The organism is Priestia megaterium, from assembly GCF_041941685.1.
Lineage (GTDB): Bacteria > Bacillota > Bacilli > Bacillales > Bacillaceae_H > Priestia > Priestia megaterium_C.
In genome coordinates, this window is sequence record NZ_CP130958.1 from 1,190,024 (window position 1) to 1,213,278 (window position 23,255).

Genomic DNA, 23,255 nt, shown 5'->3' on the forward strand with positions numbered 1-23,255 from the left:
GAATAGTTGTCTAGACCAGTTTAGTGATTTTATAAAAATAGAAAAGTTTGTAAGGGCTTTTAACATTGATATAGAAAGGTTTGTAAAAATAAAATTGGTATAGACAACTATATATTTTATGTGCTAGTATGAGTCCATGCAGTGAAACCGCCGTCATTTCAGCTGATGATGTAATCATAGGCCGGGATGAATGCGGTAACTTGTCATCCGATAAATATTGTTACGAAAATCCTTGCTCGTAACATCGGGTTAAATACGTTATACAAAGGGGATAGAAACATGCTGAATTTTTTACAACGTATTGGTAAATCGCTTATGCTGCCAATCGCAGTATTACCTGCTGCGGCATTGCTTCTTCGTTTGGGCCAAAAAGACTTATTGGATATTCCATTTATGGCTCAAGCCGGAGATGCGATTTTTGCGAATTTAGCACTACTGTTTGCCCTCGGAATTGCTGTAGGACTTTCAAAAGATGGAAGCGGCGCAGCAGCACTTGCCGGAGTGGTCGGTTATTTTGTTCTAACAAAAGGAACTGTAGCTATTGATAAAGATATTAACATGGGTGTACTCGGCGGAATCGTCTCAGGGGTAACGGCTGGTCTATTATACAATCGTTTCTCAGCGATTAAGCTGCCGGAGTGGCTCGGCTTCTTTGCAGGAAAGCGGTTTGTACCGATTATTACTTCAGTCGTTATGCTCGCGCTTGCAGGAATCTTTGGAGTTATCTGGCCGCCGATTCAAGATCAAATTAACAACTTAGGAACGTGGATTACAGGAGCAGGAGCACTTGGCGCAGGTATATACGGATTTTTAAACCGTCTATTGATTCCAATTGGCCTGCATCACGTGTTAAACAGCTTAGTATGGTTTGTATTCGGAGACTATCACGGCGTAACGGGAGACTTGAACCGCTTCTTTAAAGGCGATCCAACCGCAGGAACATTCATGTCTGGATTCTTCCCGGTTATGATGTTTGGTCTACCGGCAGCTGCGCTTGCGATGGTTGCAGCAGCTAAAAAAGAAAAACGCAAACAAGTCAGCGGTATGTTAATCGGACTTGCTGTTACCTCTTTTTTAACGGGAATTACAGAACCAATTGAATTTCTATTTATGTTCGTAGCACCGTTATTATACGTTATTCATGCCGTTTTAACGGGAATTTCGATGGCTTTAGCCGTTGCTCTGGGTATTCACGCTGGATTTGGATTTTCAGCAGGGGCCATTGATTTCTTCTTAAACTATGGAATTTCACAAAAACCGCTGCTGTTAGCGGGAATTGGAATTGTGTACGCAGTCATTTACTTTGTCGTTTTCTACACGCTGATCAAAGCTTTAAATTTAAAAACACCGGGACGTGAAGATGATGAAGAAGTAGATACGTCAAACGAAACGGTTGTGGCAACAGGCGATAAATATGTTGATATGGCGTCTTACTTTATTGAAGATTTAGGCGGAAAAGAAAACTTAACCGTAATTGATAACTGTGCGACTCGTCTTCGTTTACAAGTAGCTGATGCCGGCAACATTAACGAAGCTGCCTTAAAGCGTCACGGAGCGAGAGGAATCATGAAGCTCAGCAAAACAAATGTTCAAGTCATTGTTGGAACAGAAGTAGAGTTTGTTGCAGACGCAATGAATCAGTTAGTTAAATACGGCACAGCATCAACAGCTGCACCTGGTGAACAACAACAGGCTGTTCAAGCAGATGCACACACGGAGTTTGTGTTACCGTTTGAAGGCGTGGTAAAGCCGCTTAGTGAAGTGGAAGATCAAGTATTTTCACAAAAAATGATGGGTGACGGCTTTGCGATTGAACCGATTGAAGGAACGCTCGTATCACCGATTAACGGTGAAGTCATGACCGTATTCCCAACAAAACATGCAATTGGCTTAAAAACAGTAGAAGGAATTGAAATCTTGATTCACGTTGGGTTAGATACGGTGAATTTAAAAGGAGAAGGATTCGAAGCTCTTGTTCAAGAAGGTGACAGTGTTCAACAAGGAACACCTCTTTTACAAGTGGATATAGAGTATGTTAAAAAGCATGCACCGTCTATTGTGACGCCAGTTGTATTTACCAACTTGCCAGCGGATAAAGAAGTGAAGCTGTTAAAAACAGGCTATCAAAAGCAAGGCACAAAAGACGTTATTACATTTTAATCAAAAGAGGCTGGAACAAACGTGTTTTAGTTAAAGATCCGAATGATTCATCGTTCGGATCTTTTTTCTTTTCTTCATAATTGAAAGAATTTTGTGTTAAAATTTAGTGTGTTTGATACAGCTAGTGCGGAGCAGAGAGGGAGTAGAACAAATGAAAACAGAAACGGCATTATTCATGGTAAAGGTGACGGCATGTTTATTATAGGAGCATTAGTCAATGGATTAGCGATTGTTGTAGGAACATTAATGGGCAAGCTTGCTCACCGCATTCCTGAAAAAGTAAGCGTGACGGTGATGCAAGTGATGGGTTTATCCGTTATCACGCTTGGCTTGCAAATGGGCTTTAAAAGTCATCAGTTTTTAATTGTGATTTTGAGCTTAGCCATTGGAGCGGTTATTGGTGAGTTCATTGATTTAGATGAAAAGCTAAACCTTTTAGGCAATATGATTGAACGAAAATTTCAATCTCAGCAAAATGACAAGCAAACATTCAGTATTTCACAGGGCTTTGTAACAGGAACGTTAATCTTTGTCATTGGAGCGATGGCGATTGTCGGGGCATTAGACAGCGGAATACGCGGCGATCACAGCGTATTGTTTACAAAAGCGGTGATGGATGGGTTTATCTCATTATTATTAACCACTACGCTTGGAATAGGCGTCATTTTCTCAGCAGTGCCCGTGTTTCTATACGAAGGCATCATTGCGTTATTTGCCACGCAAATTAATGCGGTCGTGCCGCAAGATTTAATGAATAGTATCATTGCCGAAGTCACAGGAGTAGGCGGGGTGTTAATTTTAGCAATAGGGATTAATTTATTAGAAATTATTAAAATTAAAGTAGCTAATTTATTGCCTTCAATTTTAATTGCGGTTGTGATTGTAGTTGTGCAGCATACATATTTTTTATGAGGAAAAAGCTTGTGAGCATGACTCACAAGCTTTTTGTGTTACAGTTATTAGCTTATACGTTTTGATTTGCAAATCGTTTTGAAAGTTCGGCAAGCAGAGCAGGTTTATCGTCTCGGTGCATCATAACTTCAATAAATACGAGATGTTGATAATTCTGTTCGGCCAATATTAAAGCTTCCTCCAGCTCTATTTCTGTACGAACTTTAAAAGTTATACTCCGGTCTTTAGGGCCTAACACAGCGGGAAGCTCTTGATAATTCCACATTTGAATATCATTATATACTTGATTTTCGCCGTGAATCGCACGTTCTACCGTATAGCCGTCATTATTAATTAGAAAAATTACCGGTTTAATATGTTGACGCAGCATAGTTGACAGCTCTTGTGCTGTCAATTGAAATGAACCGTCGCCGATAAGCAATACGTTGCGTCGGTTTTTGTCGGCAAGCTGTGATCCTAAAAGAGCAGGGAGTGTGTAGCCGATAGATCCCCAAAGCGGCTGGCCGATAAATGTTGTGTCTTTTGGCAGCGGCATGGTTGCTGCTCCGAAAAAAGATGTTCCTTGTTCCGCCAACAGTACATCATTTTCATGAAGGAAAGCAGCAATTCGTTCAAAGAACCTTTCTTGCGTTATCTCGGTTTCAGCTGCAGTATATGATTTAGCAGCCATCTGTGAAGTGAGAGAAAGAATATCTAAATCTTCCGCTTTTCTTTTTGCAATTGCACTGCTTAATGCGTGTAAAGAATCAATCATTGTAGCGGGTGCATATTTTGTGTTGTTAAACTGAACGGAAAATGGGTGAATATGAATAACATTGTCCTTTGAAAATTGGTGAGAAAATCCGCCTGTTATTGAATCCGTTAATTTTACTCCAACGCTGATGATGCAATCTGATTGATCTATACGTTTTTGTACATAAGAAGAACTTAAATCTCCGTTGTAAACACCGATAAACTGAGGGTGTGCTTCATTAAAAGCACTCTTTCCCATACTTAATGTTGCAACAGGAAAGCCGGTTTTCTCAGCGAATTGCAGCAAAGCTTTCTGTGCTCCGTATCGAATTACTTCAAAGTCTGCCAGTATAACAGGCCTTTTGGCTGAATTGATTCTTTCGGGGACGTCTACTATCATTTGTTTCAATGTTTCTTCGTTACTTAAAATGGCACTGTCTAATAATGAGTTGTAGGGTTTGCTAATAGGCTTATCATATACGTCGGTTGCTAAATTAATGTGAACAGGCCTTTTGTCAGTCCAGCATGTAAGAAGTACGCGGTCAATTTCTTGAGCCGCATTTTCCTGTGTAAGGAACGTTTGAGCTACAGTTACTTCTTTATACATAGTTGAAAAATGATCGAACTTTCCGTTTCCAAGCGTATGGTGAACGTACAAACCATTATCCATTACATTTGTTGTAGGAGTTCCCGTAATTTTAACGACGGGTACACGTTCAGCGTAAGATCCTGCAATACCGTTAACAGCACTTAATTCACCAACGCCAAATGTTGTAATGAGCGCGGCCATTCCATTAACTCTTGCATAGCCATCAGCAGCATAAGCTGCATTTAACTCATTACAATTTCCAATCCATTCTATTTCTTTATGATCAATGACTTCATCTAAAAAAGATAAATTATAATCGCCAGGTACACCAAACATATGGTGAACACCTAATTCGGCTAAACGATCTAATAAATAATGTCCGATCGTATAGTTGCTACTCATACTTCATCACCTCGAAATAATATGTCAACGTGGTTGACTTAAATACAGTGTAGAAGAATAAGTGTTTTTAGTCAAGTGTATTGACCTTTAGTGCTATAAGTCCAGAATATAGTATACTGATAAGAAGATACTCAGAGCGTAGAGAAAGCAGGTGACATAAATGGACGAAAATAAGAAGCAGCAAATGAATGATGTGCTGGCTTTATTTTATTTTGCCTATAAAACGTTTACAGAGGAGCCGAATCAAATTATTCAAAAGTATGGAATTCAGCGCGTTCATCATCGTATTTTATTTTTCATTGCGAGGTTTCCGGGCCTTAGTGTAAACGAGCTGTTGGCATTGCTAGAAGTCACAAAACAAGCGCTGCACGGTCCAATGAAAAAATTGGTTGAAAAAGAATTAATGATTAGTGAAGAAGCAGCGCATGATCGTCGAGTAAAGCAGCTGTTTTTGACGGATGAAGGACGGGAATTAGAAAAAGAATTAAGTAATCGACAGCGTGAGCAGTTATCGGCTATTTTTTCTGAAGCTGGTGAAGGTCATGAACAAGCGTGGTTCGATATTATGGAAAAACTATCAAAAACTCGTTCCGGCTATGAAGCATGGAATATAAAAAAAGAAAATAAGTAAGGAGAAACTAGAGATATGAAAGACAATCAACAGATTACAGCTCTTATTACCGCACAAGTGGAGAAGTTAGCACGTCAATTCGGCTATGACTTTTTATCTGAAAAACAAGGGAATCAAACGCTTTGTCAAATTCTTCAGCGAGATGAAGACGGATCTATTTTGGCAACGCCCCTTAGTTTTCATTTACATATGAATGAAGACAAAGGAACGGGAGATATTATTTACTACCATGAACAAGGAGAATTTAAGCGTCAGCAAGTGAATGTATATGAAGAAAATAGCCTTGTGAACGTGTTGTTATTTATCCAAGAGCGGTTAAAGGTCAATCGATAGAAGCGATTTTCCTAACATATGCAAGGAAAAAAGCAGGGAGTTCCCTGCTTTTTTTCTATGAATTGATATAGCGCAATCCTACGCGGTTATTAAAAATTTGGTTATGATTTTTGAAGACAAAAGCGCCTGCTGCGTGATCAATCACCAGCTCATTGTCGTACACTTCTTCCATTTCATCATCAACAATAAATTCTAAGCCTTCAACCGTTACAATTTTTTCATAGGGCTGAAGGCTGCGCTTTGAGATGATCTTCATTTCATAAATTGTATTAACAATATCGCAGCTTCCTCGATCAAAAGAAAGCTGAATCATTTGATTTTGTTCTACGTTCCGCAAAGCTTCTTTTGCAGAAGGAGTGACGCGTATATTCATAATGATATCCTCCTTTTTCTATCCTCAAATTAAATTGTGTAAAATATATTTAGAAATACTTTACTCGATTTTTATATCATCGGCAAGAAAAAAGCTTTCTTATATTATTTCCCTTTCGAACCGGAACAAAACGCTGCTTTTTTATCATCTTTTCATAAAGGCGTACATAGATATCACCTGTATATGATTAAAGGAAAAAGAGATCAACTATAGAAAAACGCCGCTTCGTAATTCTTAGGTGTAAATGCTTAAAAATAGGAACATATTGTAAAAAAATAAGAAGTTAAGTCATTTACCTATTTTAATAGTTATTGAGATAGTTTTGAATAATTGGTTTTATTTTCAATATATTGGGTACTTAAGTAGAGTACTTTGCACACGATATTGCACCGAAAGACATCGGTTTATCGGACTAATTATTGTCTTATTTTGTCGAAGTAGTAGAATTTATGGAAACCTTTCCTTATCATGTACGAAGTGACTAACAAAATACATAGGAGGTTCTGGTGTAGATGAGTGAGAAAGATCAAAACAGAACAACAGACGAAACAGCGGCTTCGCTAGAAACAGCGCCCGCTCCCAAAAAAGCGCCGGCTAAATGGATTATCATTTTAGCAGCTTTAATTGTAATTATTGGAGGAGCAATTACATTTGCTACGGTATTTAAAAAATCTCCTAAGCAATTATACTTAATTTCTGAAGTGAATACGTATCAAAAAACAGCTGATGAATTAGAAACGAAGTACAGTGAAACGATGGCTTATCAGGAAAAAGCAATGAAGCAGCCTTCTACCACAAATGCTACTATCAAAGGCGGCTTTAACATGGATTCACTTTCGTATGATCCAAGCTTTAAAATGATTCAAGATCTTATCAGTAAAGCTGAAATTAAAATTAAAGCGGAACAAGATCCGAAAAAAGTGAAGGATACGGTTCACTGGCTCTTAATATCGGCGGTTCAAAAGCGCTTGACCTAGAAGGTTTTCAAACGAAAGAAAGAATAGGCTTTAAAGCTCCGATTCTAGCAAATGAATATTTCTATTTAAACTTAGACGAATACGGACAGGTAGCGCGTAAGTTCGATCCTTCTTATTCTGGTCCTGAAACGCTTGATATTAACACAAGCAACGTGAGTTTAGAAGACTTAAAGTTAACGGAAAAAGAAAAGACCTACATTGCAAAAGAGTACGGAACGTTCATTTATGATGAGTTAGACAGCGATTACTTTACAAAAGAAAAAAATGTGGATTATAAAACAAATGGCAAAACGCTTCAGTTAACAAGCGTGACGCTCAACATGTCTGATAAAGAAACAAAACAATTTATGGATAAGCTTATTGCGAAGGTAGCAAAAGATGACAAGCTTCATACCATCTATGCAAATCACGTATCTAAGCTGTTTAAATCTTCGGCAGCAACAAATCCAGAATTAAAAGATATGGCAGATCCAAAAGAATTGAAAAAATCAGTAAAAGAAAGCCTTCAAGACTTCCAAAAAGAAGCAAAAGATACGACTTACCCTGGCGGTGTTAAATCAACTGTGTACGTTCAAAATGATGTTGTGGTAGCTCGCGATATGAACATGGGCGTAAAAAATGCTTCTAACGATAAAGGGAAACTTAACGTAGTGACTAAAAATATTCCGTATGAAGACAACAAAACGGCTAAGCAGTTTAAAGCAGTTCTAGCGGATAGCACTACCGATGATGCGTTTACGTTTGATATGAAAAATAACGTAACAACGGAAAGTGAAAAACGAAAAGAAAATATGTCTATTCATTTGTTAACAAAAGGTTCGAAAGATGAAGATACGAATATGACGTTTAAAATGGATTCCGTGATCAACGGTAAAACCGATGCGAAGCAAACGGCTGACCGTACGTTCTCTTTAGACTTAGGCAATCAAGAAGATTTAGTATTTAAAGGAGAAGTAAAGCAAAATCAAGCAATAAGTGCTTCAAAAGGAAAAGCAGATTATTCGTTTGATATTCGTACAAAGATAGGACCAAAAGCAGATCCGGCAAACGTTACGTTAAAAATTGACTCTGCTTCTCAATTAAAAAAATCAGCAGCTATTCCAGAGCTTGACGCATCTAATGCAACAAACGTAAAAGATGTAACGCCTGAAGACATGCTGTCGATTCAAGAAAATTTTGCTAAAAATGTTCAAGGTCTCATGATGAATATGGGAACCGCTGGTTACTAAAAGGTGCATAGCAGATGAAGATATATTTCTCTTTGACTCTTTTTACATGTAAAGCTCTATTGAAAAATATAAAATCTCTCATACTGCTAATAATGATCCCTGCTCTGTTTTTACTCGGAGCAGGGATCATTATTAGTCAGGCCATGCAAGATGAGGAGAAAGTCAATCGTTTTCCCGTGGCAATTGTGGATAAAGATGATACTGCACAAACGAAGTATGTCATCGAACAGCTCACTGAAGGCAAGCTCCGTAAGATCATGAAACCTCTTTACACGAATGAACAGAAAGCAAAACAGCTGCTGCAGCAAAATAAAGTGGCAGCCATTGTGACGCTCCCAAAAGGTTTTAGTCATGATATTGCTCATGGGAAAAATCAGCCTTTAAGCGTCATTGGAAATAGCAATAAGCCGCTTCAGTCACAGCTGTTTCGCTACGTGATGGAAAGTGCAGCGGACTATACGTCAGCCGCTCAAAGCGGTATTAATACGATTGACGCCTTTTTAGAAAAAGGAAACGTTTCTGATGAAAATCGACGAACAGAGTTTAAAAAGAGCTTAGTGACGTTTGGTCTTCATGTATTAGATCGAGGAAGTTTATTTAATGAACAAATAGAAACGAGTTTCTTTCAGCAGGATATGAAGCAATATTATGTCCTGTCTTTTGCTGCTTTGCTGCTTATGATTTGGAGCTACGGCGGATGGCTGCTTGCTAGTGAAACGCAGACTTCTCCCGTGCTGGCTCGAATGAAAACAAGAGGTGTATCGTTTGTCCACATTTATTTAGCGCAGCTGACGGCTCTGTATGTTCTTTTGCTACCGGTATCTGTCGTTTTGTTTGGAAGCCTCATTAAAGGACTAAAACTGCCTGTAACCGGTACGTACGGAGAGCTTTTTTTAGGGGTAAGCGGAATTTTGTTTGCTTTTTTATGTTTGTTTTTACTGCTTCGGGTTCTTTTTTTATCACAAAAAGCTTATCAAATAACCGGTTTGCTGTTTATTTTGCTGAGTGCGATTTTAAGTGGACATGTCGTGCCAGTCGTCTATTTACCAGACTGGGCGAGTGGTTTTCAGAAAGGGTCACTCAATACCCACGTTTTAGAGCTGTTATTTTATGAATTTGATGGATATAACACAAACGAAGCTTTTCTTTACCTTAAGCCTATTCTCATTACGGCAGCAGGAAGTTTTGTTCTTGCTGTTGGCTACGTGATGACTTTGCAAAGGCGGTGGAGAAAATAATCAGTGAAAAAATAAAGCAGCTGCTGAAGCGCCCTATGCTTGTTATCATGCTTTTCTTTTTACCTTTAATAGGAACGATTATTAGCAACTCGTTTTTAGCAAAAGTACAAAGTGATTCAAAAATACCTGTTGCTCTTGTCGATCAAGATCATAGCAAAATGTCTAAACAAGTGATCAATCGACTAAAGAAAACAACAGAAATTCAGTTTCTTTCTCTGAACGAAGAACAAGCGAGAAAGCAGCTGGCCAAAAATAAAATTGACAGCATTTTTATGTTTCCTAACGGATTTCAACAAGAAGTAGAAGCGGGGAATTATCAAGGAGTCATTGATTTGCTCACGCTGCCTTCTTCAGTTGCCACAGAAGCGGTTCGAGAAGTCGTGGCGAGTGAAGTGACAAGGTTAACGACAAATGTTAAAGCGGCAAATGAAGTGCGTTTTTTATATAAAGTCTATAACATTCATGCAGGACCGGATTTATGGAAAGAAGCGTATCGTTATACCGATAACCAGTGGAAGCCAAAGCCGCTGATGACAATTGATTACGAGGCGCAAGGAACGAAGCATACGAAGCAAGGGAACGTTCAAATGACCGGATACGTGCCGCTATGGGGATTCTTTACGCTTTTACTTTGCTGCCTCACATCAGATTGGATGATTAAAGAGCGGAGGCACCTTTTCAAACGAATGAAAACGGTGCAAAAAGGACTTTACGGTTATATTCGAAGCGTCAGCGCTGCTTATGCTGTGCTATACGTGTTTCAAGCTCTCATAAGCTTTGCTCTATTTAAATGGCTTTATGGAATAGAGTCTTACGGTGTGCTGCTGTATATGTGTATCTATGTGATTGTGTGCGTTGCTTTTAGCACGTGGCTTGCAAGTGAAAGTCAGCGAGTTGGATCTTATTATATGATCAGCGTTGTCATGGTCACAGGAATCAGTATAATAGGAGGGAGCTTTTTCCCGGTAGGAGAGCTTTCTGCAACGATTGAAAGAATAAGTCAGTGGCTTCCGCAGCATCTGCTTCTGTATCAGCATGCACTGCCGCTTACGTTCATTTGGAAAGAGATAGCTGTTTCCATTGCATGTATATGTTTGTGCGCGTTTAAAATAGTGTGGAATGTGAGGAGCATCAAATGATTGAAATTAACAATGTTAGCAAAACATACGGAAAAAAACGGTCGTTAGCAAATGTTACGCTGACCGTAGAAAGTGGAGAAGTCATTGGTCTTTTAGGACCAAACGGCGCTGGTAAGTCGACGCTTCTGTCTATTTTGTCTACCATTACGGCTCCTTCAAGCGGGGATGTCACGATTGGAGGCTTATCGCTTAAGAAAAATCAAAAAGCGATTCGAGAAGTCATTGGCTACGTTCCACAGGACATAGCGCTGTGGGAAGAGCTTAGCGTAAAAGAAAACATGAAAATGTGGAGCAAAATGACTTCACGCTCTCTGTCGAATGAACAGCTTCAGTCTCTTTGCTCAGCTGTACAGCTCGAAAGAAGATGGAAGGAAAAAGTGAAAAATTTATCAGGAGGCATGAAGCGAAAGCTCAACATAGCCGTTTCACTTATTCATGAACCGTCCGTATTGTTAATGGACGAGCCGACAGTCGGAATTGATTTACAGTCCAAGCTTGAAATCATTCGTTATATTAAACAGCTGGCGGCAAAAGGAAAGACGATTATCTATATTACCCACGATTTGAATGAAATCTTAGACGTGTGTCATCGGTTTGCGGTCTTAAAGGAAGGAAAGCTGGAATTTGTCGGCACGATGGACCAAGCGAAGGAAAAGACTGGGGAAGAGGCAGAAGAGAACGTTGTGTATAAGCTGCTGCATAATTAAAGTAAAGCAATAATGAAAAAAGAGCCGCTTCATGAAGAAGCGGCTCTTTCTATTATGCTTGTGTAACTTCTTGTTCTGGTGAATGACTTTCAGGCTGCACGCGTTCTTCTTCAGGAAGGGCACGTACTTCTACTTCTTTCATTTGGTGACCGTCCATTTCTTTTGCAATAAACTCGTATCCAAAAAGTTTGAACGATTCGCTTTCCTGGATATCGATATTTTGCATTAGCATCCAGCCGCCAATTGTATCGATATCGTCGTTTTCAATTTCGATATGAAGCACTTCGTTGACTTCTTCAAGCAGTACTTTTGAGTTAAAGACAAAATGCTGATCGCTGATTTTTTGAACAAGCGGCTTTTCATCTGTATCAAACTCATCTCGAATTTCTCCAACGATTTCTTCTAAAATATCTTCAACGGTAACGATACCAGCCGTACCGCCGTATTCGTCAATCAACACAGCCATATGCGTACGTTTCTTTTGCATCGAGCGCAATAGGTCTTGAATCGCTACGGTTTCAATTACTTGAATAATAGGATTCATATAAAGCTTCACACTTTGCTTTTTTAACGCATCGTTAATTACGACATCGTTTAGAATCTCTTTGACGTTGACTAAGCCGATAATGTTATCTTTGTCTCCGTCAACGGTAACAGGGTAACGAGTGTAGCGATCTTCTACAGCAAGCTTTAAGAAATCTTCAATGCTGTCGTCTTCAGAAACAGCTGAAATTTCTGTTCTTGGTACCATGATTTCGCGAGCAACACGGTTATCGAATTCGAAAATGTTGTTCACGTACTTATATTCAGACTGGTTAATTTCCCCGCCTTTAAAACTTTCTGATAAAATAATGCGCAGCTCTTCTTCACTGTGCGCAAGTTCATGCTCTGAAGCTGGCTTTAATCCAAACATTCCAGTTAATAAACGGGCAGAACCATTTAGTAACCAAATGAAGGGGAACATAATTTTATAGAATAAAATTAACGGACGAGCAAACAATAACGTAACTGTTTCAGCTTTTTGAATCGCAAATGTTTTTGGCGCTAATTCACCAACGACTACGTGAACAAACGTTACAAGCGCAAATGCGATAATGAATGAAAGAATATGTGTTAAAGATGCAGCAACACTCATTTTTTCAAACAGGGGTTCTAAAATCTTCGCAACAGTCGGTTCTCCTAACCAACCGAGTCCTAAAGCAGTAATCGTAATACCAAGCTGACACGCAGATAAATACTCATCTAAGTGTGTCGTCACGGTTTTAACCGCATTCGCTCCTTTTTTTCCTTCAGCAACAAGTTGATCTACCCGTGAACTACGAAGCTTCACAATTGCAAACTCTGAAGCAACGAAAAAAGCAGTGAGTACAATTAAAATCGCAAAAATAATTAAGTTAATGGTTATCAATGAATATACTTACTTTATAATGCTATAAAGTAAGTAAACACCTCCTGTAAATAATAAATTTACGACAGCAGCAGCAGTAAAGAGTGCAAAAGAGTGACGCTTTCTGGTGAAAGCCGATTCATCATTACTTTTCGATCTTCTTCATTAAGCTTTTCCATAAGCGGTGCAACTTCTTTTAAACTGTCGTTTAGTACGTAAAATTTGGATGCTAATTCGTCTTTGGAGTGGCTATTCTCGGATTGCTCTATAGAAAATAGAGAAGAAATCTCTTCAAGAGAACGGCCTTCGCTTTTTAATTTTTCAATTAAGTAAAGACGTTTTAGCGCTTCTTCGTTATAAAAGCGATAGTTAGAAGCAGAGCGTTCTGCTTTTAACAACCCAATGTTGGTATAATAGTCAACCGTGCGTTTCGTTACATGTGCCATCTCTGCAAGTTCGCCAATTTTGTATGTCGCAACCCCATCAGAATACCACCTCCTTTAACTATGTCAACCATCACGTGATGGTTTTTATCTACGTAACTATTTATCTTTTATCCTATCGTAATTAAGTATACGCGCGTAAGATCAAAAAGTTTCATTTTTTTATTAGCATTCAGTATATCTCAAAATAAGGTAGTTTGACAAAGATTTTATAAAAAAACTCGCTTATATTAAGCGAGTTTTTTAGTAGGATGACGTACGATAATGTGCATGCGTTCATACACATATTGAATACGTTCAGTATATTCTATGAACTCAGGGCTCATTGGAGATAGCTGATCAGCAATACGGTGCATAATAGCAGCTTCTTCTTTTAACGAATCTAAATTTTGAGTTCGGTCAATTCTTGCTTTAAATGTTAACGAAATCATGTTATTCACCTCGTTGTTATGTTACTTGTTATGAGGCGCTATGTCCGTGACTTTTATCACTCTAGTCAAAGGTGATAACGTAATTATTTGATGTTTGCCGGCATTTTGTGTAGGATGATTAGAAAAGGGTTTTTATGGGAGAATGAAATGAATTTAAAACGAATGCACCACGTAGCCATTATAGGAAGTAATTATGAACGTTCAAAAACTTTTTATGTAAATGTGTTAGGATGCAAGATTATAGAAGAAACATATAGAAAAGAAAGAGATTCATATAAGCTAGATTTAGAAGTAGCTCCTGGCTTTCAAATTGAGTTGTTCTCGTTTCCCAATCCGCCACAACGTCCTTCAAGACCTGAAGCGTGCGGCTTACGCCATTTAGCTTTTGCGGTTGAAAGCGTAGAGGATTCCAAGCGTGAACTAGAGCAGCAAGGGATTGATGTGGAACCTATTAGGGTAGATGAACTAACGGGAAAAAAATTCACTTTTTTTGCTGATCCGGACGGGTTACCGCTAGAGCTTTATGAAGAGAAAGAGGGGGAATAAGGAGTATGTGCAATTATTTATTTGTATACGGAACGCTTCTTGAAGGAGAAGGTAATCACGGATTGCTGCATCATGCGCGCCCTATTGCTAAGCAGGCAAAAACGAAAGGGAAATTATATGACACAAAGCAAGGCTATCCTATGCTTGATATCGACAGTGAACACATTGTGTACGGAGAAGTATATGAAGTGACCGATCAGCTTATGTGGAAGGCTCTTGATGAATTAGAAGGATACATTCATGAAGGTCATAAAGACAATGAATATGATAAAGTTGTGCAAACGGTTGAAACGGACCAAGGTGAATTTGAAGCCGTTGTTTATGTGGCAAGCGATCGTTCGCTGCTGCACGAATTTATCCCGAGCGGAAACTGGCGCGTGTGGAAAGAAGATTTATTAGAAGGTATGCTGTATTTTGCTTATGGTTCATGTATGGATAACGATCGTTTTATTAAGCACGGGGTAGATCAGCATTTCCAAGACTGTCTCGGCAGAGCTGTTTTTAAAGGCTATACGCTTCGATATAACCACGTTATTCATGACGGAGGACGTGCAGACATGGTTGAAGAAGGCGGAGTCGTTGAAGGCAAACTATACCGCGTGCCGCCTGAAGCAATTACGTACCTGTATGGCAGAGAAGGAGTAGATAATAACGGCTATCGTCCTGCTATTATTTCTGTCGAGCATGAAGGTAAGATGGTAGATCATGTTCTTACTTTTTTTGTGTTAAATAAAGAAAGAGAAGTCGCACCTCCGGATCACTATTCGACTGAAATTATTCGAGGAGCAACAGGTGTACTCAGTGAAGAATACGTTCAGAAGCTAATAGAGCAAGTCCATGCGCTAAAAAATAGTGATGTTGTAAATAACTAATATAAAAAGAAGCAGGGACAAAAGCAGTTTAGTTGAAGAAAGCTCCGAACGAGTAATCGTTCGGAGCTTTTCATTGTTATGGTGAACGCAGGCTTAATCTATTTAACTGCTTCTAGCTGTTGATTGGAGGGCAAGGCGAAGACTCCTGCGGGAAAAGCGGAATAGGTGAGACCCCGCAGGAGCTAAGCGACGAGGAGGCTCACCAGCCGCCCGCGGAAAGCGAAGTCTTGCACGGAAATCAACAGCGGTGTAACAAGCAGTCCAGATCATTGACCCCATTTGTTCGTCTCAAGATTGGATCGATTTTGTTATGTGTTGAATTAGTTAAAGGAAACAGAGAATTCTGTTTGAAATACACCGTCTTTTGATAAACGGTTGATGCCTAATTTTTCTTTGAAATTTCCGTTGTGATCATGCGTATCTGCAATTCCAAACCAAGGTTCGATGCAAAGAAAAGGAGCGATTGTATGATTTTCTGCATCATACTTTGACCAAATACCGACATACGGGAAATCATTAAACTGAACGTTAATTTGATTTTCATTAACCGCCGATTTAATCGTAATTTCGTCAATATGACTAAAAATTAACGCATCATTTGCAAATAAATCTGCGCTTAGCGGCAGCTGGTGCAAATTTTCTGCAGCCCCTTTTTCATGAATAAGAGCGTCTTTTAATACAAATTCCTTCGGCGTAGTTTCAGAAGGCTCTATTTCTAAAAAGTAATCAGAAATCTGCTCGTTTTCACGTAACGGAATACGAAAAGCAGGGTGGGCTCCAATTGAAAAATACATATCGTCTTTATCTTCATTCACTACTTTCCACTGAAACGTTAATCGATTGTTTTCCAGACGATAGCTGATTTCAACTGCACATTCAAACGGATATATGTCTTTAAAACGGCCGTTTGTAGCAAATTGCAGCCGTGCTGTTTCGTTTGTTTGTTCGATCACGCTGAAAGCAGAATCACGTAAAAAACCGTGCTGAGGCAAAGAGTATACGCGCTGATCAACGGTATACTGATCATTTTTTAATCGGCCTACAATCGGAAACAATACGGGCGATACTCTTCCCCAATAAGCGGGGTCGCCGCTCCACATAAACTGCAGGTCTTTTTCTTTATGAAATACTTCTACAACTTCCGCTCCTTTTTCTTGAATGCTGACTTTCATTTCGTTGTTTTCTAGTACAATCATTACAACATCTCCCAAATCATTCTTGTACGCTAGAGCAGTCTCAAACGTACTGGCTTTGCTTATATTATACCCTTCTTGGCAAAAAAGGTATTAATTTCCCTATTTTTGTTCAAATTAAATAGAAAAAGGAGGGTTCAAATATGAATCATGCAACATTATTGCTCATTAAATTTGCAGCGGCACTTATTGCGTTTGGTATAGGCCTTGATTTGTTTTTTGATGCAACCATCGGAGACATTATCTCCTTTAGCTTGCTAACGACAGTTGTGACATATTTAGTAGTGGATCGAATTGTACTGCCTCGAGTGGGCAACCGTGATGCCATTATTGTTGAATTTGTTCTAACCTATATGAGCGTATGGATTTTTGGAACATTGTTATTAGACAGCTACGTTCAAATTGCTTGGGGAAGTATTATTTCTGCAGCTATTATTACATTTGCCGAGGTTTTTGTTCACCGCTACTTATTCAACCATATTGAAACCAGACATACAGCGAGAACGCGTCCGGCTTTTAAGCGAAAACTAGCGTATGACACAGAATTTGCAGAAGAACAGCATGTAGAAAACAGAGAAAATCCAAAATAAAAAGAAAGCTCACTTTTGAGCTTTCTTTTTTATGTGTTAATGCATAAAAGTTATTTCCTTTAAAGGCCAGTATTTCATATTGACTTCTCCCATGATTGAAGAAATCGGAGTGAGGCCAAAATGTCTGCCGTCTCGGCTAATGCGTCTGTTGTCACCTAGCACTAATACGTATCCATCGGGTATCGTGCCGTCTGGAGACAGTTCGGACGTGGAAAAATTTTCAGTAAATCGCTCGTAAGCGGGCACTTTGGATAAATATTTATGAAGATGCGGTTCTTTTTTGACTTTGTTATTTATATACAGAACATCATCTTTGTATTCAATCGTTTCTCCTGGTAAGCCCACAATACGCTTTACTAGAAAATCACTGCTGTAGGGAGCTTGCAAAACAACAATGTCAAAGCGCTCTAGCTTGCTGTGTTTGTTAATAATAATTCGATTGCCTTCGTGCAAAATAGGCTTCATAGAATCGCCTTTTACAGTGTAGGGCTGAAACCAATAGTGCTGAACGACAACAGAAAGCAAAACGGTGCCGAGGATGACGCTTGTGTATGTAAGAATTTCACGCTTTATTTTTTTATTGACCATAATGGATGAACACCTTCTTAACGGTAAGACTGTCAATTTAAGTTTTTCATAGAGATATAACAGTGTTGATTGTACCATTCAGAACTAAAGTTTTCCATATCTATCTGTTTATGCGTGTATGCCAAAAATATGCTTGGCGGAACAAAAAATGAAAAGAGCCGTTATTCGAGAGAATAACGGCTCTTCTTTATTATAACTGAGCGCGCTCAGTTCGAGTAGCTGGTTGATTTGGTTCTTCTTCCACAACAGGCTCAACAGGCTTATGCTGCTTGATTTCTTCTTCAAGTTCAGCAATTCGCTTGTTTTTCTGCTTCACTTGTCCTCTTAATTGAACAATTTTTACAAAACTTAATGAAGCAGCAACAACTCCTCCAAACACGGCCGTTGTTAAGATAATTAAAATAAGAGGCCATTTTTGTGAACCAAATACATAGTTAAATTGTACAGGATCGTTGTTAATTACAGCTAAAACAGCAATGATAAGAGCAAATATAAGTCCTAAAATAAAAAAGCTCTGTCCTTTCATAAGCTGCACTTCCTTTCTTTACATGGTCATTACAACTTTTACAGCGTAACCACTCATCTTAAGTGTTTGCTATCTTGCTTATAGGTATACGTATCCACATTTAAACAAAATCAAACATTTTCTTGATTATATATATCTTTCTTTTAAAACAGAATATATCGATTGGTGTAGAAACTTTGACATGTCCAAAGACCTGGTATATCGAATTTTTGGAATAAAGAGCTCGCGTATCCTTTTTTGCTTAAGCAGATTAAGCAGGGGGAGAGACTTTCATTTAAATCATATATGTACAAAGAGACCTTTATCTATTAAAGGTCTCACTTTTAATAAAGGGGTATATAAACGCAAGATATAAATCAGTACAGAAGCTGAGACTTTGGCTTAATTGCATTAAATTATTTCATTATCTATCGCCCGGAGCAGGGTGGTCTACACCTTTGACATGATGCCGATGCTGGTTGTCTTCACTGGTATAAAAATCATAATAGTGAACATGCATACCGTTGCCAATGGGAATAGCGGGACCAGAGTAGGCTTTGTAATGATGTGTATGTCCGTCTTCAAAAACAACATAGCCTTCTGTATAGTGAATATGGCTTCCCTCCTCGCTTTGAATTGGAGGAGACGTTACATCGAGGCACTGATGGACATGTCCTGACGCAACAGAAGTGTAGTCCACTGAGCCATGATTATGATGAGGAACAAACCCTGAAATAAAATCATCTTTGCCTATTTTTTTCATTTTACTTCCCCCTACAAATTCAATTTAAAAAAACTGTTTAAATCAATTCTTTAAATGAGCATCTGAATTTCTCTTTTTAGTTAAATTCAAAAATACATGCTATTGATATGAATAAAGAAAAATAAATATGACTTTTGATAATCAGGATTTATAAAATGGGCAGTTTTCCTGTGTGTTTGCCGTTTCTACTTGATAACTTTCACATACATTTATTAAGGAAGGACAAGTTATTATAAGAGAGGAAGTCAGCATAATGAGTTGGGAAAATAAAAAGAGTCTATGTCAGGAGTTTGCGAGAATTCTAGGTGGACAAGGCAGTTTAGATGAAAATGGCGTTTGTTTGGTACAAAAGTTTCGGACGATTCGTTTTAAAATTTTAGGACGTCCAACACGCTCTCCATTAGTTACTCCTCAATTTTTCACTTTTGAAGATTTAGATAGCAAAGGAAGAGCGCTAAATCTAGGTGAAACCGTGCTTTTGCAAGAAGAGGTAAATCCATTATTAACGGAGCTTAGAAAAAGGGATATTAAGGTTACGGCCGTTCACAACCATTGGCTATTTGAAGAGCCGAGAGCAATGTATATGCATTTTGAATCCGTAGAGCCACCGTTAGATTTTGCACGAAAAGTAAGAGAAGCGTTTAGAGTATTAAAAGGATAGAAAGCAGTTTTTTATAGAATCAGTTTATTCTTAATTACTGCTTTTAAAATTAGATTAATAAAACTTTAAACATATATATTATATATTGGTTTATAAACTGCACTTGAATGAACCTATCAGGTTAACTGATTTTTGAGCAGTGAGATTATTCGAGTACTTCTATCCAAATAAAAAAAGCACGCGTTCGCCGCGTGCTTTTTTTATGTATAAATTTAAAATGCGTTTAGGGTGTTATCGCTTAACCACTGTTTTCGTTCAGCTGCATCTTCGAATAACTCATCTGCATTTGTAAATTGAGAAGCAATGACATATTCAATTGTTGCAAGAGGAGCTGTTAGCAAACGCCAGTTTAATACGATTGTATTATCTTGAGTCGTAGCGTATTCTTCACCTAACTCGCCCCACTTAACAGATTCAGGAGCATTGTCTGCTGCTTTTTTAACAGATTTTAAAGCTTCTTGGAATTTTTCACCTGCGCGGCCTTGGTACCATTCTGTTAATAGTTGTCCAATACCTTCATTTGTTTGCTGCTCGTTCCAGCTTTCAGGTACTGTAGCAATGAATTTTGCACGGAATGTCATTTCAGCCTTTGCTACATCTCCACGAACGATGTTTAAGCGGTATTGACGTCCTAGGTAAGGGAATTTGTCTCCCTCTTCAAAAGAACCAGTTTTAGCTGCAGAAGCTGCTGCTTTAGGAGCCTCTTTTTTAGCTGTTTCTTTTTTTACTGCTTCTTTCTTTGGAGCAGCTGGCTTTTCCTCAGCTGGTTGTGAACCGTTTAGTTGTTTTAAAATCCATGTTGCTTTGCGTGCGATGATTGAACGCACATTGTTTTCATTAAGACCTCTTGGGATAATAACTTTTACCCCTTCTTTGTCACAAATTTGCACCGTGATATCGGTTCTATTTGGAACGACTTCAATTTTGTAGTCAATTGTTTGATTGCCTGTTTGATACGTATACATAAAATTTTTCGTACTCCTTTCTACAAATCTTCATTTTATAAGCAAAGGTAGAGTTTGGTCAAATGAAAGAATAATCAGACAGTTATCAACTGCTGTTGCAGCGCCTTGCAGAATGATATGTATTCCAATATTTAGTGGAAAAGCGCCAATAATAATTGCTTCAATTCTTCTTTAGTTTTTACAAAAACATATAAAAATATGCCGATACTACTAATATAGATTAGACATTCTATGTCTTTAGATGGTATAGGGAATGAAAAATAAAAAAAGCGTTTCAAAGTTTACATGTGAAATGCTATATATGATGGTTATAACACTTACTGTAATTGAAGTGACAAATTATTATCTTATTATGAAACAAGAGCAAGCAGCCTCGATTATGCTAGTGATTACATTTCTGTTTGCTTTTCTCACAACTACCGTGTTCTATTTTATCATACGTCGCTCTATAATTGCGGTTGAAAATTTAACGAAAGTAATGAAAGGGGTTTCGTAAGGGGGATTTATTGATATTTGTTCAGTATAATAAACTGTAAGTATTGGTTTTTATGATAGCTTTCATAGAAAGAGATAATGAAAATTGACACGTTATAAAAGCAGTTGTATAGTGAGTACGCAAGGCGGCAGTCTGTCTTTTTTAATTCTTAGTAAACATATAAGTTAAATAAAATATTTAAGCACTGCATAAGGAGACGAAGAGATGAAAAATGAATTCCGTTTGGCAACAAATGACGATGCAGATAACTTATTGAACTTAACTCTACAAGCATATAAGCCTATTCGAGAGCTAGGCATTCCTTTCTTAGCAGCTACTGCTGATCTTGCCCTTGTCAAGAAAAATATTTCTCAAAACCTTTGCTATGTATATGAAGAAGATAAAAGAATCGCTGCAACTGTCTCCATACGAATGCCTTGGGGAGAACATCCAGGTCCGTTTGCTGTACCGCATCTTTGGTGGTTTGCAGTAGACCCGTCGTTTGCCAGGAAAGGCGTTGGATCTAAGCTGCTGCATCTAGTAGAGGAAGAGGTAATAAAAAATACGTTTAAATCACCAGGTGTGTCTTTAGGAACAGCAAAAGAACATCCTTGGTTAGTTGAGATGTATGAACGAAAAGGATATGTTCAAGCTAAAGAAAAGCACCTTGCAGAAGGTTATACGACCGTATTTCTTTATAAAAAACTCAATGAGATACACTCTTTGTCGTAAAAGATAGAGAAGTGCTCCAAATTAAGAAATGTGAAAGAGTGATAAATATGACAGATCAATTACTACTAAACAAGCTAATAGACATACGCCGTGAGCTGCACCGGTTTCCAGAGCTTTCAATGAAAGAATATGAAACAACTAAACGTATTAAAAAGTGGTTAAAGCACTATGATATTTCTATAGCGGATACATTCCATTTAGACGTAGGAGCAGTAGCAGAAATTGTGGGAGGAAAGCCGGGACCTACTATCGCTATTCGAGCTGATATTGATGCGCTGCCAATTGAAGAAAAAACAAATCTGCCATTTGCTTCTGAAGTGAACGGTGTTATGCACGCATGCGGCCATGATTTTCATACGGCTTCTATAATCGGAGCAGCCATTCTTCTTAAAGAGCGTCAGCAGGAGCTTTGCGGCACGGTTCGATTTATCTTTCAGCCAGCCGAAGAAACGGCTTCTGGGGCAAAAATGCTAGTTGAAAAAGGTGTGCTTGAAGGAGTGGAAGCGATATTTGGGATGCATAACAAACCGGATCTTCCTGTAGGAACCATTGGTATCAAACCGGGACCTTTAATGGCAAGTGTTGATCGTTTTGAAATTGAGGTCAAAGGAGTAGGAGGTCACGCGGGTATTCCTGAAAAAACAATAGATTCGATTGCTGCTGCTGGTCAAATTGTCACTAGTTTACAAACCATTGTCAGCCGTAATCTCAGCCCATTTCAAAATGTTGTTGTCAGCATAACTCAAATCCACGGGGAAGCTCGTGGAACGTCATTCCTGACAAAGTAACGCTTGAAGGAACGGTGCGTACTTTTCAAGAAGAAGCAAGAGAAAAAATACCGGCTCTTATGAAACGAACTGCTGAAGGGATTGGTGCAGCTTTCGGGGCTTCAGTAGACGTTAAATGGTACCCATATCTTCCTGTAGTAGACAATGATGATACGCTGGAAAAACTGGCTATTAAAGCGGCAGAGGGTCTTAGTTATCAAGTCGTAGAAGCTGAACAATCGCCTGGAGGAGAAGATTTTGCCGTATATCAGAAGCATGTACCAGGATTTTTTGTATGGATGGGTACAGCTGGAGAATATGAATGGCACCATCCTTCTTTTTCATTAAATGAAGAGGCATTACTTGTAGCAGCTTCTTATTTTGCTAATCTAAGCTTTCATTTTTTGAATTCATTCCATTACCCAAAAAATTAAAATATTTTTATTTTTCTATTTACGCGGATGAAATTGTTTGATAGAATAAATTTTAAATTAAAAAAGTTATCACGAGTGGACGAGAGATCTGGCTCTTTGACTCCACAGCAACCTACGAATGTAAGGTGCTCCTACCAGCAAAGCATGTGCTTTGGGTGATAAAACGGGTGAAAAACTCATTTTGCATCAAAGCAAAATGAGTTTTTTTATTTTTCTAAAAGGAGAGGGTTTTATGAGTCATACAGCAGTTGCAGCACATACAGGAGAGAAAGCATTAAAGGAAGCAGTGAAATTATTAGGAAAGCATTATCAAGTAGCTTATCGTGAATTAGAAACATTTTATGAAATTGTGGTCGAAAACCATGTTCGTACATATGCTGTAGGCATAGATATTAAAGATGTACAAAAAGCAAATGAACTAGAAATTTATTCATCATGCTGTTCCAAGCTTGAGCGAGTAGGCTGTCTTTTATAGAAGAAG

Annotated in this window: 27 protein-coding genes, 1 pseudogene and 1 riboswitch; of the genes and pseudogenes, 18 read left to right on the forward strand and 10 right to left on the reverse strand. The window is 38.5% G+C overall.

Annotated elements, in window-relative coordinates:
• The first annotated feature begins 279 nt into the window (after window positions 1-279).
• Both nagE and Q5794_RS06235 read left to right on the forward strand, forming a co-directional pair.
• Window positions 280-2,160: an N-acetylglucosamine-specific PTS transporter subunit IIBC gene (nagE, locus tag Q5794_RS06230; protein WP_374988884.1), complete on the forward strand. Its 1,881-nt coding sequence runs from the start codon at window positions 280-282 to the stop codon at window positions 2,158-2,160.
• Window positions 2,161-2,352: 192 nt separating this feature from the next.
• Window positions 2,353-3,072 carry a DUF554 domain-containing protein gene (locus tag Q5794_RS06235; protein ID WP_016763328.1) on the forward strand — a complete coding sequence of 240 codons (720 nt, stop codon included), beginning with the start codon at window positions 2,353-2,355 and terminating at the stop codon, window positions 3,070-3,072.
• A 52-nt stretch (window positions 3,073-3,124) separates the two neighbouring features.
• On the opposite strand, the gene Q5794_RS06240 is transcribed toward Q5794_RS06235, so the two are convergent.
• Window positions 3,125-4,795: an alpha-keto acid decarboxylase family protein gene (locus Q5794_RS06240; RefSeq protein ID WP_374988885.1), complete on the reverse strand. Its 1,671-nt coding sequence runs from the start codon at window positions 4,793-4,795 to the stop codon at window positions 3,125-3,127.
• Window positions 4,796-4,955: 160 nt separating this feature from the next.
• On the opposite strand from Q5794_RS06240, the gene Q5794_RS06245 reads away from it, so the two are divergent.
• A complete protein-coding gene (locus Q5794_RS06245; protein ID WP_013055886.1) occupies window positions 4,956-5,426 on the forward strand; it encodes a MarR family winged helix-turn-helix transcriptional regulator in 471 nt (156 codons plus the stop codon).
• Window positions 5,427-5,441: 15 nt separating this feature from the next.
• Complete coding sequence (locus Q5794_RS06250) at window positions 5,442-5,759, forward strand: hypothetical protein (protein WP_328244541.1); 318 nt, start codon at window positions 5,442-5,444, stop codon at window positions 5,757-5,759.
• A gap of 55 nt (window positions 5,760-5,814) precedes the next feature.
• Here the strand turns inward: Q5794_RS06250 and Q5794_RS06255 are convergent, their stop codons facing one another.
• Window positions 5,815-6,132 carry an iron-sulfur cluster biosynthesis family protein gene (locus Q5794_RS06255; RefSeq protein WP_192996882.1) on the reverse strand — a complete coding sequence of 106 codons (318 nt, stop codon included), beginning with the start codon at window positions 6,130-6,132 and terminating at the stop codon, window positions 5,815-5,817.
• Between the two features lie 512 nt (window positions 6,133-6,644).
• Here Q5794_RS06255 and Q5794_RS06260 point away from each other — a divergent pair.
• From Q5794_RS06260 to Q5794_RS06280, 5 genes are all read left to right on the forward strand, one after another.
• Window positions 6,645-7,109: a hypothetical protein gene (locus Q5794_RS06260; protein ID WP_374988886.1), complete on the forward strand. Its 465-nt coding sequence runs from the start codon at window positions 6,645-6,647 to the stop codon at window positions 7,107-7,109.
• 152 nt (window positions 7,110-7,261) lie between these two features.
• Complete coding sequence (locus tag Q5794_RS06265) at window positions 7,262-8,338, forward strand: hypothetical protein (RefSeq protein ID WP_374988887.1); 1,077 nt, start codon at window positions 7,262-7,264, stop codon at window positions 8,336-8,338.
• A 14-nt stretch (window positions 8,339-8,352) separates the two neighbouring features.
• On the forward strand, window positions 8,353-9,576 hold the full coding sequence (locus Q5794_RS06270; RefSeq protein ID WP_374988888.1) for an ABC transporter permease: 1,224 nt from the start codon (window positions 8,353-8,355) through the stop codon (window positions 9,574-9,576).
• Window positions 9,564-10,715 (forward strand): ABC transporter permease, encoded by a 1,152-nt coding sequence (locus tag Q5794_RS06275; protein ID WP_374988889.1) that lies wholly within the window; start codon window positions 9,564-9,566, stop codon window positions 10,713-10,715. The genes Q5794_RS06270 and Q5794_RS06275 overlap by 13 nt, the downstream gene beginning before the upstream one ends.
• On the forward strand, window positions 10,712-11,422 hold the full coding sequence (locus Q5794_RS06280; RefSeq protein WP_374988890.1) for an ABC transporter ATP-binding protein: 711 nt from the start codon (window positions 10,712-10,714) through the stop codon (window positions 11,420-11,422). Before Q5794_RS06275 ends, Q5794_RS06280 begins: the two co-directional genes overlap by 4 nt.
• A 52-nt stretch (window positions 11,423-11,474) precedes the next feature.
• Here Q5794_RS06280 and Q5794_RS06285 read toward each other — a convergent pair whose 3' ends face one another.
• The 3 genes from Q5794_RS06285 to Q5794_RS06295 all read right to left on the reverse strand — a co-directional run bounded on the left by Q5794_RS06285 (window position 11,475) and on the right by Q5794_RS06295 (window position 13,683).
• Window positions 11,475-12,830: a hemolysin family protein gene (locus Q5794_RS06285; RefSeq protein ID WP_374988891.1), complete on the reverse strand. Its 1,356-nt coding sequence runs from the start codon at window positions 12,828-12,830 to the stop codon at window positions 11,475-11,477.
• 59 nt (window positions 12,831-12,889) lie between these two features.
• The gene (locus tag Q5794_RS06290; protein ID WP_013055894.1) at window positions 12,890-13,255 is read right to left on the reverse strand and encodes a MerR family transcriptional regulator; all 366 of its coding nucleotides are present in this window, start codon (window positions 13,253-13,255) and stop codon (window positions 12,890-12,892) included.
• A 227-nt stretch (window positions 13,256-13,482) separates the two neighbouring features.
• A complete protein-coding gene (locus Q5794_RS06295) occupies window positions 13,483-13,683 on the reverse strand; it encodes a hypothetical protein (RefSeq protein ID WP_029325051.1) in 201 nt (66 codons plus the stop codon).
• A gap of 147 nt (window positions 13,684-13,830) precedes the next feature.
• Here Q5794_RS06295 and Q5794_RS06300 point away from each other — a divergent pair, with 147 nt between their 5' ends.
• The 3 genes from Q5794_RS06300 to Q5794_RS06310 all read left to right on the forward strand — a co-directional run bounded on the left by Q5794_RS06300 (window position 13,831) and on the right by Q5794_RS06310 (window position 15,469).
• Entirely contained in the window at window positions 13,831-14,229 is a 399-nt protein-coding gene (locus Q5794_RS06300) for a VOC family protein (protein WP_192996886.1), read from the forward strand.
• Window positions 14,230-14,234: 5 nt separating this feature from the next.
• Entirely contained in the window at window positions 14,235-15,101 is an 867-nt protein-coding gene (locus Q5794_RS06305) for a gamma-glutamylcyclotransferase (RefSeq protein ID WP_192996887.1), read from the forward strand.
• 119 nt (window positions 15,102-15,220) lie between these two features.
• Window positions 15,221-15,469 (forward strand): hypothetical protein, encoded by a 249-nt coding sequence (locus tag Q5794_RS06310; RefSeq protein WP_374989253.1) that lies wholly within the window; start codon window positions 15,221-15,223, stop codon window positions 15,467-15,469.
• Here Q5794_RS06310 and Q5794_RS06315 read toward each other — a convergent pair.
• Window positions 15,422-16,297: an aldose 1-epimerase family protein gene (locus tag Q5794_RS06315; protein WP_214985461.1), complete on the reverse strand. Its 876-nt coding sequence runs from the start codon at window positions 16,295-16,297 to the stop codon at window positions 15,422-15,424. The two genes, Q5794_RS06310 and Q5794_RS06315, sit on opposite strands and share 48 nt — an antisense overlap.
• Before the next feature lie 140 nt (window positions 16,298-16,437).
• On the opposite strand from Q5794_RS06315, the gene Q5794_RS06320 reads away from it, so the two are divergent.
• A complete protein-coding gene (locus Q5794_RS06320) occupies window positions 16,438-16,884 on the forward strand; it encodes a YndM family protein (protein WP_374988892.1) in 447 nt (148 codons plus the stop codon).
• 36 nt (window positions 16,885-16,920) lie between these two features.
• Here Q5794_RS06320 and lepB read toward each other — a convergent pair whose 3' ends face one another.
• The 3 genes from lepB to Q5794_RS06335 all read right to left on the reverse strand — a co-directional run bounded on the left by lepB (window position 16,921) and on the right by Q5794_RS06335 (window position 18,740).
• The gene (lepB, locus tag Q5794_RS06325) at window positions 16,921-17,472 is read right to left on the reverse strand and encodes a signal peptidase I (protein ID WP_374988893.1); all 552 of its coding nucleotides are present in this window, start codon (window positions 17,470-17,472) and stop codon (window positions 16,921-16,923) included.
• Window positions 17,473-17,662: 190 nt separating this feature from the next.
• Window positions 17,663-17,998, reverse strand: a complete 336-nt coding sequence (locus tag Q5794_RS06330) for a lipopolysaccharide assembly LapA domain-containing protein (RefSeq protein ID WP_014461129.1) — start codon at window positions 17,996-17,998, stop codon at window positions 17,663-17,665.
• Window positions 17,999-18,401: 403 nt separating this feature from the next.
• Window positions 18,402-18,740, reverse strand: a complete 339-nt coding sequence (locus Q5794_RS06335) for a YmaF family protein (RefSeq protein WP_214985467.1) — start codon at window positions 18,738-18,740, stop codon at window positions 18,402-18,404.
• Window positions 18,741-18,993: 253 nt separating this feature from the next.
• Here Q5794_RS06335 and Q5794_RS06340 point away from each other — a divergent pair, with 253 nt between their 5' ends.
• Window positions 18,994-19,401, forward strand: coding sequence for a DUF1259 domain-containing protein (locus tag Q5794_RS06340; RefSeq protein WP_016763340.1), 408 nt, complete (start codon window positions 18,994-18,996; stop codon window positions 19,399-19,401).
• A 212-nt stretch (window positions 19,402-19,613) separates the two neighbouring features.
• Here the strand turns inward: Q5794_RS06340 and Q5794_RS06345 are convergent, their stop codons facing one another.
• Window positions 19,614-20,366, reverse strand: a complete 753-nt coding sequence (locus tag Q5794_RS06345) for a M48 family metallopeptidase (RefSeq protein ID WP_192996892.1) — start codon at window positions 20,364-20,366, stop codon at window positions 19,614-19,616.
• 301 nt (window positions 20,367-20,667) lie between these two features.
• Between Q5794_RS06345 and Q5794_RS06350 the strand changes: the two genes are divergently transcribed.
• The 4 genes and pseudogenes from Q5794_RS06350 to Q5794_RS06365 all read left to right on the forward strand — a co-directional run bounded on the left by Q5794_RS06350 (window position 20,668) and on the right by Q5794_RS06365 (window position 23,249).
• A complete protein-coding gene (locus tag Q5794_RS06350) occupies window positions 20,668-20,862 on the forward strand; it encodes a hypothetical protein (RefSeq protein ID WP_223272336.1) in 195 nt (64 codons plus the stop codon).
• 204 nt (window positions 20,863-21,066) lie between these two features.
• Window positions 21,067-21,573 (forward strand): GNAT family N-acetyltransferase, encoded by a 507-nt coding sequence (locus Q5794_RS06355; RefSeq protein WP_214985469.1) that lies wholly within the window; start codon window positions 21,067-21,069, stop codon window positions 21,571-21,573.
• Window positions 21,574-21,620: 47 nt separating this feature from the next.
• Window positions 21,621-22,774: pseudogene (locus Q5794_RS06360) on the forward strand (amidohydrolase).
• A gap of 63 nt (window positions 22,775-22,837) precedes the next feature.
• A riboswitch (SAM riboswitch) is annotated at window positions 22,838-22,939 on the forward strand.
• Window positions 22,940-23,006: 67 nt separating this feature from the next.
• On the forward strand, window positions 23,007-23,249 hold the full coding sequence (locus Q5794_RS06365; protein ID WP_028414204.1) for a hypothetical protein: 243 nt from the start codon (window positions 23,007-23,009) through the stop codon (window positions 23,247-23,249).
• The last annotated feature ends 6 nt before the right edge of the window (window positions 23,250-23,255 follow it).

Bases quoted from the DNA above. Each gene is read 5' to 3' on its own strand.
- nagE (WP_374988884.1), top strand. From the start codon at position 280: ATGCTGAATTTTTTACAACGTATTGGTAAATCGCTTATGCTGCCAATC.
- Q5794_RS06235 (WP_016763328.1), top strand. From the start codon at position 2,353: ATGTTTATTATAGGAGCATTAGTCAATGGATTAGCGATTGTTGTAGGA.
- Q5794_RS06240 (WP_374988885.1), bottom strand. From the start codon at position 4,795: ATGAGTAGCAACTATACGATCGGACATTATTTATTAGATCGTTTAGCC.
- Q5794_RS06245 (WP_013055886.1), top strand. From the start codon at position 4,956: ATGGACGAAAATAAGAAGCAGCAAATGAATGATGTGCTGGCTTTATTT.
- Q5794_RS06250 (WP_328244541.1), top strand. From the start codon at position 5,442: ATGAAAGACAATCAACAGATTACAGCTCTTATTACCGCACAAGTGGAG.
- Q5794_RS06255 (WP_192996882.1), bottom strand. From the start codon at position 6,132: ATGAATATACGCGTCACTCCTTCTGCAAAAGAAGCTTTGCGGAACGTA.
- Q5794_RS06260 (WP_374988886.1), top strand. From the start codon at position 6,645: ATGAGTGAGAAAGATCAAAACAGAACAACAGACGAAACAGCGGCTTCG.
- Q5794_RS06270 (WP_374988888.1), top strand. From the start codon at position 8,353: ATGAAGATATATTTCTCTTTGACTCTTTTTACATGTAAAGCTCTATTG.
- Q5794_RS06280 (WP_374988890.1), top strand. From the start codon at position 10,712: ATGATTGAAATTAACAATGTTAGCAAAACATACGGAAAAAAACGGTCG.
- Q5794_RS06290 (WP_013055894.1), bottom strand. From the start codon at position 13,255: ATGGCACATGTAACGAAACGCACGGTTGACTATTATACCAACATTGGG.
- Q5794_RS06295 (WP_029325051.1), bottom strand. From the start codon at position 13,683: ATGATTTCGTTAACATTTAAAGCAAGAATTGACCGAACTCAAAATTTA.
- Q5794_RS06300 (WP_192996886.1), top strand. From the start codon at position 13,831: ATGAATTTAAAACGAATGCACCACGTAGCCATTATAGGAAGTAATTAT.
- Q5794_RS06305 (WP_192996887.1), top strand. From the start codon at position 14,235: ATGTGCAATTATTTATTTGTATACGGAACGCTTCTTGAAGGAGAAGGT.
- Q5794_RS06315 (WP_214985461.1), bottom strand. From the start codon at position 16,297: ATGATTGTACTAGAAAACAACGAAATGAAAGTCAGCATTCAAGAAAAA.
- Q5794_RS06320 (WP_374988892.1), top strand. From the start codon at position 16,438: ATGAATCATGCAACATTATTGCTCATTAAATTTGCAGCGGCACTTATT.
- lepB (WP_374988893.1), bottom strand. From the start codon at position 17,472: ATGGTCAATAAAAAAATAAAGCGTGAAATTCTTACATACACAAGCGTC.
- Q5794_RS06330 (WP_014461129.1), bottom strand. From the start codon at position 17,998: ATGAAAGGACAGAGCTTTTTTATTTTAGGACTTATATTTGCTCTTATC.
- Q5794_RS06335 (WP_214985467.1), bottom strand. From the start codon at position 18,740: ATGAAAAAAATAGGCAAAGATGATTTTATTTCAGGGTTTGTTCCTCAT.
- Q5794_RS06340 (WP_016763340.1), top strand. From the start codon at position 18,994: ATGAGTTGGGAAAATAAAAAGAGTCTATGTCAGGAGTTTGCGAGAATT.
- Q5794_RS06345 (WP_192996892.1), bottom strand. From the start codon at position 20,366: ATGTATACGTATCAAACAGGCAATCAAACAATTGACTACAAAATTGAA.
- Q5794_RS06350 (WP_223272336.1), top strand. From the start codon at position 20,668: ATGATGGTTATAACACTTACTGTAATTGAAGTGACAAATTATTATCTT.
- Q5794_RS06355 (WP_214985469.1), top strand. From the start codon at position 21,067: ATGAAAAATGAATTCCGTTTGGCAACAAATGACGATGCAGATAACTTA.
- Q5794_RS06365 (WP_028414204.1), top strand. From the start codon at position 23,007: ATGAGTCATACAGCAGTTGCAGCACATACAGGAGAGAAAGCATTAAAG.